The 14,051-nt window shown below is 73.6% G+C and carries 13 protein-coding genes and 1 tRNA gene; 9 read left to right on the forward strand and 5 right to left on the reverse strand.

Going from position 1 to position 14,051, the window contains the following annotated elements; all coding sequences use genetic code 11:
• The first annotated feature begins 202 nt into the window (after positions 1-202).
• From ABZW10_RS05200 to ABZW10_RS05240, 9 genes are all read left to right on the forward strand, one after another.
• Positions 203-1,342 (forward strand): DNA cytosine methyltransferase, encoded by a 1,140-nt coding sequence (locus ABZW10_RS05200; protein WP_355360178.1) that lies wholly within the window; start codon positions 203-205, stop codon positions 1,340-1,342.
• Positions 1,339-1,590, forward strand: a complete 252-nt coding sequence (locus ABZW10_RS05205) for a hypothetical protein (protein WP_355360181.1) — start codon at positions 1,339-1,341, stop codon at positions 1,588-1,590. The genes ABZW10_RS05200 and ABZW10_RS05205 overlap by 4 nt, the downstream gene beginning before the upstream one ends.
• A 13-nt stretch (positions 1,591-1,603) precedes the next feature.
• Positions 1,604-1,849 (forward strand): hypothetical protein, encoded by a 246-nt coding sequence (locus ABZW10_RS05210; protein ID WP_355360184.1) that lies wholly within the window; start codon positions 1,604-1,606, stop codon positions 1,847-1,849.
• Positions 1,846-3,705, forward strand: a complete 1,860-nt coding sequence (locus tag ABZW10_RS05215) for a DNA polymerase (RefSeq protein ID WP_355360187.1) — start codon at positions 1,846-1,848, stop codon at positions 3,703-3,705. Before ABZW10_RS05210 ends, ABZW10_RS05215 begins: the two co-directional genes overlap by 4 nt.
• 10 nt (positions 3,706-3,715) lie before the next feature.
• The gene (ssb, locus tag ABZW10_RS05220; RefSeq protein ID WP_355360190.1) at positions 3,716-4,201 is read left to right on the forward strand and encodes a single-stranded DNA-binding protein; all 486 of its coding nucleotides are present in this window, start codon (positions 3,716-3,718) and stop codon (positions 4,199-4,201) included.
• Between the two features lie 83 nt (positions 4,202-4,284).
• Entirely contained in the window at positions 4,285-5,223 is a 939-nt protein-coding gene (locus ABZW10_RS05225) for a bifunctional DNA primase/polymerase (RefSeq protein WP_355360193.1), read from the forward strand.
• Complete coding sequence (locus tag ABZW10_RS05230; protein WP_355360196.1) at positions 5,220-6,968, forward strand: ATP-binding protein; 1,749 nt, start codon at positions 5,220-5,222, stop codon at positions 6,966-6,968. The genes ABZW10_RS05225 and ABZW10_RS05230 overlap by 4 nt, the downstream gene beginning before the upstream one ends.
• 86 nt (positions 6,969-7,054) lie before the next feature.
• The gene (locus tag ABZW10_RS05235) at positions 7,055-7,255 is read left to right on the forward strand and encodes a helix-turn-helix domain-containing protein (protein WP_355360199.1); all 201 of its coding nucleotides are present in this window, start codon (positions 7,055-7,057) and stop codon (positions 7,253-7,255) included.
• A gap of 101 nt (positions 7,256-7,356) precedes the next feature.
• Complete coding sequence (locus tag ABZW10_RS05240) at positions 7,357-8,715, forward strand: tyrosine-type recombinase/integrase (protein WP_355360906.1); 1,359 nt, start codon at positions 7,357-7,359, stop codon at positions 8,713-8,715.
• 47 nt (positions 8,716-8,762) lie between these two features.
• Here ABZW10_RS05240 and ABZW10_RS05245 read toward each other — a convergent pair.
• The 5 genes from ABZW10_RS05245 to ABZW10_RS05265 form a co-directional block, all read right to left on the reverse strand.
• A tRNA-Thr gene (locus ABZW10_RS05245) sits at positions 8,763-8,836 on the reverse strand.
• Between the two features lie 79 nt (positions 8,837-8,915).
• Positions 8,916-9,593, reverse strand: coding sequence for a leucine efflux protein LeuE (leuE, locus tag ABZW10_RS05250; protein ID WP_355360202.1), 678 nt, complete (start codon positions 9,591-9,593; stop codon positions 8,916-8,918).
• A gap of 67 nt (positions 9,594-9,660) precedes the next feature.
• Positions 9,661-11,361, reverse strand: a complete 1,701-nt coding sequence (locus ABZW10_RS05255) for an alpha/beta hydrolase (RefSeq protein WP_355360205.1) — start codon at positions 11,359-11,361, stop codon at positions 9,661-9,663.
• 82 nt (positions 11,362-11,443) lie between these two features.
• Positions 11,444-12,613, reverse strand: a complete 1,170-nt coding sequence (locus tag ABZW10_RS05260) for a hypothetical protein (RefSeq protein ID WP_355360208.1) — start codon at positions 12,611-12,613, stop codon at positions 11,444-11,446.
• A gap of 222 nt (positions 12,614-12,835) precedes the next feature.
• Positions 12,836-14,047, reverse strand: a complete 1,212-nt coding sequence (locus ABZW10_RS05265) for a DNA polymerase III subunit delta' (protein WP_355360211.1) — start codon at positions 14,045-14,047, stop codon at positions 12,836-12,838.
• Positions 14,048-14,051 lie beyond the last annotated feature (4 nt).

Genomic DNA, 14,051 nt, shown 5'->3' on the forward strand with positions numbered 1-14,051 from the left:
AACGTCATGTGCGGCCGCTGCCCGCTGCCTCGGCGGAGGAGCTTTCCGCGGCTGGCAGCGCCGAACGGCCGCCGCTCAACCTACTCGGGCACCGCCACCGCCGGCGGCGCTTGTCCGATACCCGTCCTCCGACAGAAAAGGGGATGTACGTGAACCACCCGAAGAGTCACCACACCCGCTACGACCGGGGAGGTGGTCCGGCATGAGCGCCTTGCGCGTCGCGGCGTTGTGCGCCGGATACGGCGGTCTGGAGACCGCTCTGGAGTGGGGCCTGGGAGCCCGCACGGTGGTGTTCGCGGAGAACGACCCGTTCGCCGCCGCGGTGTTCGCCGCGCACCACCCCGGGGTGCCGAATCTCGGGGACATCACCCGCGCCGACTGGCGCGCGGTGCGCGACCTGTACGCGCCCGAGGTGATCGTGGCGGGCTTCCCCTGCCGCAACATCAGCAACGCCGGACGAAGGGATGGGATCCATGGCCAGTGGTCGAAGGTCTGGAAGGACGTCGCTAAGGCTGTTCGCGTCCTTGGACCGCGTTTCGTGTTCCTGGAGAACGTGGCGGCGATCCGGTCACGGGGGCTGGACGTCGTCGCCCAGGACCTGGCCCAGGTCGGGTATGACGCGCGGTGGACATGCGTACGAGCTGGTGACCCCGAAATCGGCGCCCCGCACCCGCGGGACCGCTGGTTCTGCGTCGCCCATCCCGCTGATGCCGACCCCGACGACCTCGGACGGCACTGGCGGCCCGGGTGTCTCCCCGAAGCGGACCGGCGGGATGAACCTCCGCACCCTGGTGACCCGACTGCCGGGTCCGCCGCAGCGCTGAGGTTGCTGCCCACCCCCGTGGTGGCCGACAGCCGTGGAACGCGGAACTTCACCGCGAACCGTCGCCCCGGCGCCGCGTCCAACGGCGGCAAGACCCTCACCGACGTGGCGTGGCTGCTCCCGACCCCGAAGGCCTCCGACGGGCCGCACGGCGGGCCGAACCAGCGCGACACATCGGGCCGGTACTACCTGCCCGGCCAGGCCGTGCGCCTGGACGAGCGGTGGGTGGCGCACGACGGCACCGACTACGCCCCCGCGATCCACCGCTGGGAGGCCATCACCGGCCGCGAGGCACCGTGCCCGACCGAGGCCGGTACGCGCGGGAACCGCCGGCTGACCTCGCCGTTCGTCGAGTGGATGATGGGCCTGCCAGCCGGGCACGTCACCGGCCTCGGGCTGCCTCGCACAGAGGAGTTGAAAATCCTCGGCAACGGGGTCGTCCCGCAGCAGGCCCACCACGCGTACGGCCTGCTCCTCCGGGCCGACGAGGCCCGCCCGGACGTCCTGGACACGGCGTGAACGAATCCGCCGACCAGGAAGCCCTGTTCACCACGGACACCGCCCCGGAGCCCATGCCCGGGGCGGTGCCGTACCTGGCCGCCGACACGAGCGGCTTCGACGCGGCGGTGGCGGGCGACGGCTACGGCTGGCTCGCCCGCCTCCTGCCGCCGCCCGTCCCGCTGACCTGCCCGCGCTGCCGCCGGCCGATGCGCCTGCCCGCCGTGCCGCTGCTGTGGCAGTGCCCCGCCTGCGACACCGACTCGTGAGAGGAGGACGCCCGTGAGCAGCACCGACGAGCCCACCACGCCGCCCTCGGGAACCCTGTTCGACGACACCCCCGACGACGACCCCGACCCCGGCCGCTGCCCGGCCTGCCGCCAGCCCCGCCCGCTGTTCCCCACCACCGAGCGGACCCACCGCGGGCCCTGGGCGGCCCTGTGCGCGCGCTGCTGGTCCGAGCACCACCGGCCTACCGGCAAGCGCCCGAGCGGGCCGTCGTCGCCGGATCAGGAGGCGCTGTGGTGACCTACACCCGCACCCACGCCGGCCGCACCATGACCGTCCACGCCCCCACCGGTGAGGGGGACTTCGACCTGGCGGCGTTCGAGGCGTTCACCGTCTCGGACCCGGTGCTCGGTCTGGACGTGGAGGGCCGGGCGATCGTCGAGGGCGGCCCCGGCCACTTCGGGCCGGACGCGGGCCTGCGCCTCGTCCAGTTCGGCACCGTCGACACCGCGTGGGTCCTCAACCCGCTGATCCCGGCCCAGCGGTGGGCGATCGAGCGCACGCTCGCCCACCCGGACCTGCGGTTCACCACCCACACCAACTACGACGTCCTCGCGATCTGGTCCGCGTTCGGCATCGCGCTCGGCCAGCGGGTCGTGGACACCCACCTGCTGTCCAAGCTCGTCCAGCCGGACGAGCGCGCCGGCCACGGCCTCAAGGACCTGTCCCTGCGCTACCTGGACGACGGCCTCGTCCAGGCCCAACAGGCCCTCTACGAGCGCATGCGGCACCTGGCACCGACCGGGCAGCGGGCGGGCAACAACCCGCTGACCTGGGGCTGGAACCACATCCCCGCCACCGACGAGGCCTACACCGTCTACGCCGGGCTCGACGCCGTGTACGTGCGGCGGCTGCTGCCCGTCCTGCTGGCCGCGTGCGCGCCGTTCTCCCACCTGGTGCGCATGGAACAGTGGCTCGCCGCCCAGTCCACCGGCATCACCGTGCGCGGCCTGCTCCTGGACCGCCCCTACACCGAAGGCCTCCTGGCCGACGTCCAGGGGGAGTTCGAGCAGGCCTCGGCGGCGATCCAGGACGCGCTGGGGTTCTCCGGCACCAGCCCCAGGTTCGCGCACTGGCTCGACTCCCAGATCACCGGCAGCCCGCTCCCCCGCACCGCCAGCGGCCGGCCGCAGGTCACCGCCGACACCCTCACCCAGCTCGCCCAGGACTTGGCCGGCGGCGCCGCGACGATCACGGCGGAGGGTGCCGCGATGCTGGCGGCGCGGCGGGCGATGGCCGCCACCACCAACACCCGCACCAACCTGCGCTCCTTCCTCGCGACGGCGGACGCCGAGGGGCGGGTGCACCCGCAGGTCAGCACCCTGCGAGCCCGCACAGGACGTATGGCCATCACCGCCCCGGCCCTCCAGACCCTGAAGAAGCATGACCCGCGGTTGCGGCACTGCTTCCGGGCCGAGGACGGCCACGTCCTGGTGGGCTGCGACTTCTCCGCCGTCGAGGTCCGCGTGGCCGCCGCCCTGTCCCGCGACGCCACGCTGATGCGGGTCATCGCCTCCGGAGTCGACATCCACGACGCCACCGCCGAGCTGATGTACGGCAAGGACTTCACCAAAGAGCAGCGCACCGTGGGCAAGCGGGCCACCTTCGGCACCATCTACGGCGGCGGAGCCAAGGCCCTTGCCGCCCAGACCGGCGTGCCGATCTCGGTCGCCCGGCAGGTGATCCAGCGGTGGCAGCGCACCTACCCTGACGTGATCCGCTTCGGCAAGACCATCGCCGAGGCCCCGGTCGTGGTCACCGGCTCCGGCCGGCGCATCCCGCCCGACCCCCAGCGTCCCTACGCCAACAGCAACTACGCCATCCAGTCCACCGCCCGCGACCTGCTCGTCGCCTCCGTCCACGAGTTGGCGGTGGTTCACGGCATGGCCTCGCGGCTGTGGCTCTTCGTCCACGACGAGGTCATCGTCCACGTCCCCGAACACGACGCCGAGAAGGTCCGCGACCTGCTCACCGAGGTCATGACCACCCAGTTCCGGGGCGTGCCCATCGCCGCCGAGGCCGAGATCCTCGGCACCCACTGGGGCCGCCTGCCCGAACCGCCGTCCAGCACCGCCACCGCTCCTGCCGCTGCCTGAGGAGGCCGCCGTGCCCATCGGAGAGACCGTCATCACCGTCACCGGCAACCTGACCGCCGACCCCGAACTGCGCCACACCGGCGAGGGCGTGCCGTGGCTGACGTTCAACGTCGCCTCCAACTCCCGCAACTGGGACAAGACCACCGCCACCTGGGGCGAGGGCCGCACCCTCTTCCTGCGCTGCACCGCCTGGCGCTGGCTCGCCGAGAACGCCGAAAAGACCCTGACCAAGGGCACCAGGGTCGTCGTCACCGGGGCCCTGCGGCAGTTCGACTACACCAGCGCCGACGGCATCCAGCGCACCGGATATGGCATCGACGTCGAGGACGTCGCCGTCTCCCTGCGCTACGCCACCGCCACCGTCCAGCGCACCACCCGCGGCAACAGCGACCGGCAGCCGGGTGACGACCCGTGGGCCGACGCCCGGCCCGCCAAGGGCAAGGCCACCCCCTGGCCCGGCAGCGACCAGGCCTCCGGCGACACGCCGCCCTTCTAGCAGCACCCGTCGGGGCCGCCGCACAAGCTTCCAGGCCCGCGGCGGCCCCGCTTCCCGTCCCTCGACAGAACGGAGACCCCAGCATGCACCGACCCGCCTCCGCCGTACAGCACCGCCCGGGACCGTGGTGGGCCCCGGCCCGCGCCCACGCCCTCACCGCCGCCACCCTCTACAACCTCCCGGTCATGCCCCTCACCCGCTCCAAGCTCCCCGCCCTCCCCGGCGCCCACGGCGACGACGTCCACAGCCTGTGCACGGGCCAGTGCGGCACCCTCGGCCACGGCGTCCACGACGCCAGCAGCGACCCCGACCAGGTCAAGGCCCTGTTCGCCGCCGCCCCGTGGGCCGCTGGCTACGGCATCGCCTGCGGACGCCCGCCGCACCACCTGTTCGGCCTCGACCTCGACCGTAAGAACGGCACCGACGGCGTCGCCAACATCCGGGCGCTCGCCGACCGCCACGGCTTCACCCTGCCGGAAACCGCCACGATCGCCACCCAGTCCCGCGGCCTCCACCTCTGGCTCACCGCCCCCGCCGACATCGTCGTGCCCAACACGGCCGGGCTGCTGGCCCGCGGGGTGGACACCCGCGGCACCGGCGGCTACCTCGTCGGCCCCGGCTCCCTCGGGCCCAAGGGCCGCTACGCCTTCGCCCCGGGCTCCGGCCCGCAGGTCATCGCCCCGGCCCCGGAGGCGCTCCTGCGCCTGCTGACCGCCCCTCAACGGGCCCGACAGGAGCACCCCGGAGGGCCCGACCGGCCGATGGCGGGCAGCCCGAAGCGGCGCCTGGAGGCCCTCGTCCGGGTCGTGGCCGAGGCCGACCCCGACGGTGGCGAGCGGAACAGCCGCCTCTACTGGGCCGCCCGCACCGCCTTCACCGTCCCCGGCATCGACCCGGCCACCGCCGGCGCCGACCTGCTGATCGCCGCCGTGGCCGTCGGCCTGCCCGAGGACGAGGCCCAGCGCGTCCTGCGCAACGCCCAGCGGGGCGCGGCCCGAGACCGAGAGGAGAGCAGCCGTTGAGCACCGAGAAGGGACCCTCCCAGGCCTCCCAGGTCGTCTCGCTCGCCAAGGCCGCCTACGACTTCCTCGTCTCCGAGGACGGCCGCCCCTACGGCGTGCGCCGCAACGGCCCCAACGTCGTCCTGCCTCTGCGCGGCAAGGCCGGGCTGCGCTCCCAGCTCGCCCGCCGGTTCGTCGAGAACAACGGCGGGCAGGTCCCCTCCCAGTCCGCGCTGGCCGACGCCATGACCGTGTTGGAGGGCATCGCCGCCAACACCGACCCCGTCCCCGTCCACCTTCGCGTAGCCGGCGACTCCCACCGGGTCGTCGTCGACCTCGGCACCGCCGACGGCCGCTGCGTCACCGTCACCCCCGAGGGCTGGAGCGTCGAGGGCCGCTCCCCTGTGCTGTTCCGCCGCTCCGGCGCCATGTCCCCCATGCCCACCCCCGAACCCGGCGAGGACGGCCTCGGCGCCCTGCGGGGGCTGCTGAACATGGACGACCGCTCGTTCCACCAGCTCATCGCCTGGCTCGTCGCCGCGTGGATCCCCCATATCCCCCACCCGGTCCTCACCTTCAAGGGCGAGCAGGGCACCGGGAAGTCCAAGACGGCGCAGATGGTGATCAACCTGGTCGACCCGTCCGCCGCCACCAAGCGGAGCCAGCCCCGCGACGTGAAGACCTGGGCCACCCAGGCGTTCAACTCCTGGGCCCTGTGCCTGGACAACGTCTCGACGATCCCGCCGTGGTTCTCCGACACCCTGTGCAAGGCCGTCACCGGTGACGGTATCGTCGACCGCGCGCTCTACACCGACGATGACGTCGTCGTCCTCACGTTCCGCCGGGTCCTGGCGATGACCACCATCGACGCCGGGGCCCTGGCCGGCGACCTCGCCGAGCGCATCATGATGCTCGACCTCCAGCTCATCCCCGAGGACCGCCGCCGCACCGAGGAGGAACTCGACACCGCCTACAACACCGCCCGCCCGGCCATCCTCGCCGCCCTCTTCGACCTCCTCGCCAAGGTCCTCAAGGCCCTCCCGGAGGTGAACCTGGCGAAGATGCCCCGCATGGCCGACTTCGCCCGCGTCCTGGCCGCCGTCGACCAAGTCCAGGGGTGGGACACCCTCGGCGACTACCTCCAGGCCGCCGAGACCGTCGCGATCGAGGCCCTCGAAGCCGACCCGTTCGCCGCCGCGATCGTCGCCTTCGTCGAGACCCACGGCGCCTTCACCGGCACCATGACCCAGTTCCTCAACCTCCTCCCGCCCCCTGAGGTCCCCACCAAGAAGTGGCCCAGCACGGCCCACCACGCCAGCGGACAGCTCCGGCGCTTCGCCCCCGCCCTGCGCGCCGCCGGCATCGCCTTCAACGACGGCCGCACCGGCCACAACCGCGACCGGACCATCACCCTCACCCCGTCACCGGAGATGGCCCGCAAATCAGCGTCCGCAGCGTTCGGAGCGTCCGCAACAGCCCCTGACCTGCACAAACCTGCGGACGCTGAACCAGCGGCCAGCGTCCGCACACCCGCGAATCAGCGTCCGCCCGCGGACGCTGCGGACGCTGATTCACACCGTGCGGACGCTGACACGAAATCAGCGTCCGCACAAAACCCCAGCTCAAACACCCCTGCGGACGCTCAGGACGCTGCGGACGCTGATTTGCGGGCCATCTCTGGCTACCACCTCCGCTGCGCCGTCTGCGAGCAGCCCGTAGACCCCGCCCTCACCGCCGCCGGACACCTCACCCACCCCGAGCGCTGAACACCCTCGCCCTGCCCTCATGACGACTGGCGCCACAAACACCCACTTTTCGACTTGGGCAATCACGCCCCATGGGAGGAACCACCGTGACCGTGCCCGCCACCACGATTCGCCCGGTTCTCCTGACCGCTGAGGAGGTCGCCGAGATGCTCCGCATCGGCCGCTCGACGGTCTACCTGCTCCTGGCGAACAAGGAGTTGACCTCGATCAAGATCGGACGATCCCGCCGCATCCGGCCCGCCGACGTCGAGGCGTACATCGAGCGCCAGGCCGCCAACGCCGCCTGACCCACACCCATCACCCGTCGAGGGCATCCGGCAGGACGCCGGATGCCCTCGACCCTTTTCAGGAGCACCACTTGAGCGAGCGAAAGACCCGCCTACCCAACATGGAATCGACCATCTACCAGGGCGCGGACGGCCGTTGGCACGGCCGCGTGACCATGGGTGTGAAGGCGGACGGCAGTCCCGACCGACGCCACCGCAGCGCCAAGACCGAACCCGAAGTGCGGCGCAAGGTCAAGAAGTTGGAGGCCGACCGCGATGCGGGTCAGGTGGCGGCCGCCGGCCGGGCGCCGACGGTCGAGCAGTGGATGACCACCTACCTGACCACGATCGCGAACCAACGGTTGAAGCCGCGCAGCCTGGACGACTACTGGTCGAAGACCCGGAACCACATCATTCCCGGCATCGGGAAGCACCGGCTGGACCGGTTGCTGCCGGAGCACCTGGACGAGTTGTACGGGCAGCTCCGTGTCGAAGGCCGGGCCGGGTCGCACATCCTCAAGGTGCACCGAATCATCTCCCGCGCATTGAAGATCGCCCACCGCCGGGGGAAGGTCGCCCGCAACGTCGCCACCCTGGTGGACTCCCCCACGGTGGAGGAGACGGACGCGAACCCGTTCACCCAAGAGGAGGCCCGGCGCTTCCTGGTCGCCGCGATGAAGCGCCCGACCCGGGTCCGATGGGTGATCGGCGTCGGCCAGGGCCTGCGCCAGGGTGAGGCATTGGGCCTGCGCTGGAAGTACGTCGATGAGGACGCCGGGCAGATGGACACGTCCTGGCAGCTCCAGCGGCTGAAGTGGCGCCACGGGTGCGACGACCCGCACGCGTGCGGCGAACGGCTGCACCGGGACGAGTGCGAGCCCGGCTGCACCAAGCACCGCCGCTACACGCGCGGGTGCCCGAAGCCCTGCCCGCCGAAGTGCGACCGGCACGCCAGCACCTGCCCGAAGCGGCACGGCGGCGGCCTCGCCTTCACCCGCCCGAAGACCAAGGGCAGCCGCCGAACGACCCCCTTGCTCCCACCGCTGATCCCGCTGCTGCGCGAGCAGCGCCAGCAGCAGGAGGAGTGGAAGGCCGCGGCCGGCGAGGAGTGGCAGGACTACGGCCTCGTGACCTGCCGTCCCGACGGCCAGCCGATCGACCCCCACGCCGACTGGGAGGAGTTCAAGGAGCTGCTGGCCGAGGCCGGGATCGAGGACCGGCGCCAGCACGACGGCAGCCGGCACTCCGCCGGGACGATCCTCAACGAGCTGGGCGTGGACCCGTTCACCATCATGGAGATCCTCGGCCACTCGCAGATCAGCATGACCCGCCGCTACGTCAAGACGACGACCCCGACGACCCGCGAAGCGGCCCGGCGGATGGGCAACGCGCTCTGGCCCCAACCGGCCGAAAGTGAGACCACAACTGAGACCACGAACACGCGAGCGGCCCGCGCCCGCCGACGCCGACGCATGATGTAAACGACAAAAGGCCCGGTCAGAGCACTGACCGGGCCTTCCGTCTTCTGAGCCGCCTGCGGGATTCGAACCCGCGACCTACGCATTACGAGTGCGTTGCTCTGGCCAACTGAGCTAAGGCGGCGCCGTTGCAGGAAGTCCTGGCAACGCGGGCCAGTCTACACAGGTTGGCGGGTGATCCGTAACGCGATACCCCGGTGGGGTCAGGCGGAGGAGACGGCGAGCTTGGCGGCGAAGCCGGCGAAGAGGGCGGCGACGCCGCTGGTGAGGCCAGCGGAGAGGCGCTTGCGGCGGCGGAAGGCGGTGGCGAGGGAGGTTCCCGCGAAGATCAGCAGCGAGAGGTAGAGGAAGCTGAAGGTCTGCAGGATGCCGCCGAGGAGGGTGAAGGAGAGCACCGGGCGGCCGTAGGAGGGGTCGACGAACTGGGTGAAGAAGGAGAGCAGGAAGAGGATGGCCTTGGGGTTCAGCAGGCTGATCACCAGGGCGCGGCGGAACGGGCGTTCGGCGGACTCGGCGGTGGCGGCGGCGGACTCGGCGGTGGCGGTCTCGGGGACGGCGGTCTCGGGGACGGCGCGGTGCTCGCGCCAGAGCTGGCGGGCGGCGCGCAGCATGCCGATGCCTATCCAGAGCAGATAGGCCGCGCCGCCGAACTTCACCACCGCGAAGACGGCCGGGTTGGCCTTCAGGAGGGAGGCGGCGCCGAGTGCGGTCAGGCTGATGAGCGTGAAGTCGCCGACGAAGACGCCGGCGGCGGCGCGGTACCCGGTGCGGACGCCCTTGCGGGCGGCGACGGAGAGCACGTAGAGGGAGTTGGGGCCGGGGAGGAGGACGATGACGAGGGCGCCGAGGACGTACGTCGTCAGGTCGTTGACTCCGAACACGGTGGGCTCCGGTGGGGGTGGGAGAGCGATGAGGGGCGCTCATCCTAACGTCGCACCGGCCGTTTCCTCAGGGGCCGCAACGCTTCCCGTTCTCCGGGGCCTCGCCGGCCAGCAGGTAGCGGTTGACCGCTCCGTCGAGGCAGGCGTCGTGACGGCCGTACGCGGTGTGGCCGTCCCCGTCGTACGTCAGCAGCCGCCCGGACTCCAGTTGGCCGGCCAGCGCCTGGGCCCACGCGTACGGGGTGGCCGGGTCCCGGGTGGTGCCGACGACCACGATCGGCGTGGCGCCGGCGGCCCGGACGGTGTGCGGCGCGCCGGTGGCCCGGACGGGCCAGTAGGTGCAGGTCAGCGCCATCCAGGCCATGTCCCGGCCGAACCGCGGCGAGGCCCGCTCGAAGTCCGGCACCGCCCGCGCGGCGTCCTCCGGGCCCGCGAACGGCGCGGGCAGGTCGAGGCAGTTCACCGCCGTGTTGGCGAACATCAGATTGGGGTAGGAGCCGTCCACCTCCCGCCCGTAGTACGCGTCGGAGAGCTTGAGCAGGCCGGTGCCGTCACCGGCCCGGGCGTCGGCGAGCGCGGTGCGCAGCCGAGGCCAGAGGAAGTCCGCGTACATGGCCTGGATGACGCCGGTGGTCGCCTGCGCCTCGCTGAGCCGGCGGGCGCCGTCGGTGGTGGGCAGCGGGTGCGCGTCGACCGCCGCGAACAGGGCGGTGAGCTGCTCGCCGGCCTGCTGCTCGGTGCGGCCGAGCGGGCAGTCCTCGCGGGTGGCGCAGTCCCGGGCGAAGGCGGTCCAGGCCGTCTCGAAGCCGCCCGCCTGGGTGCGGTTGCCGGCCAGCGAGTCGAGGGAGGGGTCCATCGCACCGTCGAGCACCATCCGGCCGGTGCGGCTCGGGAACAGGCCCGCGTAGGTCGCGCCGAGGAAGGTGCCGTAGGACTTGCCGACGTAGTTGAGCCGTTCGTCGCCGAGCAGGGCGCGCAGTACGTCGAGGTCGCGCGCCGCCTCGACGGTGCTCAGATGGCCGAGCTGCGGGCCGGACCGTTGCCGGCAGCCCTCGGCGAACTCCTTGGCGGCGGCCACCAGGGCGTCGACCTCGGCCGGGTCGTCGGGGGTGATGTCGACGGCGGTGTACGCGTCCATCCGGTCGCCGCTCAGACAGGTGACCGGGGAACTGCGGCCGACCCCGCGCGGGTCCAGGCCGACCAGGTCGTAGCGGGCGCGGACGGCGGGGTCGTAGGTGCGGGCCGCGCCCTCGACGTACTCCACGGCCGAGCCGCCGGGGCCGCCGGGGTTGAGCAACAGCGAGCCGAGCCGGCCACCGGACCCACCCGCCCCGGCGGACGCGGAGGACCCGGAGGACCCGGAGGAGTCGGTGGGAACCGCCGGGGCGCGGACGGCGGCCAGGGTGAGCTCGCCGTCGGCGGGGTGGTCGTAGTCCAGCGGCACCCGGAAGGTGGTGCACTCGTAACCGTCGTCGCAGGGCTGCCAGGCGAGTCGCTGCCCGTAGTAGGGGACGAGCGCGGACGGCACGGCGGCGGGCAGCGCCTCCAGCGGGGTGACCGGCGGCGGGGCAGACGCGGAGGAAGCCGCGGCGGCGGCCGCGGACGGGGCGGCGGTGTCCGAGGGGACGGCCCCGGGCGTTCCCGCCCCGCCGGACGAACAGCCGCCCGCGAGCAGCCCGGCCGCCGCCAGCAGCGCGGTCGCCGCCACCCCTCCCCCGCGCCCGGCGCGCACCCGCGCCGGGCCGTCCTGCCGCCTGTCGGCCCGCATCTGGGATCCCCTCAGCCGTTCACTCCCGGTGGCCCCACTGCCACCCGGGGTACCGGAAGCGTAGTGCCGCGCACCGGCGGGCTCAGGACGCCTTGCCGAGCGCCTCGCCGAGGTACTGCGCCGCCTGCCGGACCAGCCGCAGCCGGATCCGCTCCGCCGAGTAGTCCGTCGCGTTGTCGGAGATCCGCACCTCGGCGCGGGCGGCCGCGCCGGTGCCGCCGCGCAGCGCCGACTGGAGCTTGCGGGCGGCGTCCAGCCCGGCGGTATCACCCTTCCCGGCGGCGAGCAGCAGCTTCGGGCTCCCGGTGACGGGCGCCTCGGCGCCGGCGCGGGCGAGCGCCGCCGCGTCGTACCGGCCGGAGACGGCCGCCGCCGCACCGTACAGGTCGGGGCGGGCGAGGCCGGCGGCCGCGGCGCAGGGTGCGCCGTCCTCCACCCCGAGCGCGCCCCAGGCCTCCGGGCCGGGCGGCAGGGTGCGGAAGGTGGCCGCGATGGTGGTGCGCAGCGCGGCGTCGTCGGCGACGGCCATCGGGGCGGCGGCGACCAGCTCGCAGGGGTGCCCGGTGCCGTTCGGCGCCTCGGGGGCGACCAGGATGAACGGCTTGGTCCTGGCGCTCTGCACGGCGGAGGCGAGTCCCTCGAAGACGTCCGGGACCTCGGCGTCGGCGGTCTTCCGGGGGGTGGCGGCGTGCATCACGACGACCGGGAAGCGGGCGTTCGGGTCCTTGGCGTACTGGGCGGGCAGCCAGACCCGGACGTTGCGCGGGTGGCCGTCCGGGCCGGGGACGGCGGACTGCAGCAGCTCGCCGCCGCCCGGGTGGCCGACGCTGTCGAAGCGGCTGACGACCGACACCGGGGACGGCGTCGGCAGGGCCGGAGCGGGGGCGGGCGCCAGGGCGGGGTCAGCGGCGCCCGCGGCCTCGATCGGCGGAGCGGCCTGCCGGCCCCCGCCCGGACCGGCGGCCCCGGCCTCCGGTCCGTCGAACCGGCCGGCGAACGGATCGGCCGCGCCGTTCCTGCCCCCGCCCAGCGCACCGAACGTGCCCAGCGCCGTCAGGATCGTCAACACGGTGACGCAGACTCCGCAGACCATCGCCCCGGCCGCCCGCAGCAGCATCGGCCGCTGCTCCCCGGCCAGTCCGTAGGTCTCGGCGGCCCGGAGGTCGCGCCAGCGCAGCAGGGCGCCGCGCGCCAGCCAGACCCCGCCCCCGGCGGCGGCCAGCAGCGGAAGGATCAGAAGCGAACGGACCATGGGACGCACCACCTCGGAGGAGGGCCGGCCGACCGGTCGGGCCCGGCACCGTTACGGGACGCGACAGCCCCGGCGGCGGGGCTCAGTCGGCCCCCAGGGTGCAAGACGATCCGGGGCTCGCACACGCGTATGCCCGGCGCGTAACGCACGTTCACTCGAAGGTGGGACGAAGCACGGGGCGGCAAGCCGAACCGGGGCGCCCCCGCACCGCCCCCGGGCGGCTCAGCCCGCGCGCAGCGCCACGGTCATCGCCTCGACCGCGAGCAGCGGGTCGACGTTGCGGTCCAGCGCCCGCCGACAGGCGAGCACCGCCTCGATCCGGCGCAGCGTGGACTCCGGCGGGCCGGTCTGGGCGACCCGGTCCAGCGCCTGCCGCTGGTCCTCGTTGGCCAGTGCGCCGGTCGAGCCGAGCTGGAGCGCCAGGACGTCCCGGTAGAAGCCGAGCAGGTCCAGCAGGGCGACGCCGAGGGTCTCCCGGCGGGTCCGGGTGGCCCGGCTCTTCTGCCGCTTCTCCAGTTCCTTGACCGCTCCCGCCATGCCGCGCGGCGCCTTGCTGCCCTCGGCCGCGCCGTACGCGGCCCTGAGGTCGTCGGTCTCCTTGGCGTCCTGGGTCTCGGCGAGCGCCTCCGCGTCGGCCTTGGCGGTGTCGACCAGGCGCTGGGCCGCGGCCAGGCAGCCACCGATGTCACCGACCTCCAGCGGGATCCGCAGCACGTCGGTGCGGCGGGTCCGGGCCTGCTCGTCGACGGCCAGCCGGCGCGCGCGATCGACATCGCCCTGCCCGGCCAGCGCGGCCAGCCGGGCGGTGTGCGGCTCGACGCCGTCGCGCCGCACCAGCATGTCGGCGACCGCCTCGGCGGCCGGGGTGCGCAGCACCAGCAGGCGGCAGCGGGAGCGGATGGTCGGCAGCACGTCCTGCACCGAGGGGGCGCAGAGCAGCCAGACGGTGCGCGGGGAGGGCTCCTCCACGCCCTTGAGCAGCGCGTTGGCGGCGGCCTCGGTGAGCCGGTGGGCGGCATCGACCAGGATGACCGACCAGCGGCCGCCGGTGGGGTAGCTGGAGGCGCGCAGCACGAGGGCGCGCATGTCGCCGACGCCGATGGACAGACCGTCGGTGCGGACGTACTTCACGTCGGCGTGGCTGCCCGCGAGGACGGTGTGGCAGCCGTCGCAGAAGCCGCAGCCGGGCGTGCCGCCGAGCGCGAGGTCGGGGCTGGTGCACTGGAGCGCGGCGGCGAAGGCCCGGGCCGCCGTGGTCTGACCGGCTCCGGGCGGGCCGGTGAACAGCCAGGCGTGCGTCATCAGCGAGGCGTTGCCGCCCGGCTCCGGCTCGGCGCCGCGACCGGCGCCGACGATCGCCCCGGCCGCCCGGGCGGCGGCGGTCAGCTGCTCGACCACCCGCTCCTGGCCCACCAGGTCGTCCCAGACGGCCACTACT

This window comes from Kitasatospora sp. NPDC004723 (genome assembly GCF_040609255.1).
Classification (GTDB): Bacteria; Actinomycetota; Actinomycetes; order Streptomycetales; family Streptomycetaceae; genus Kitasatospora.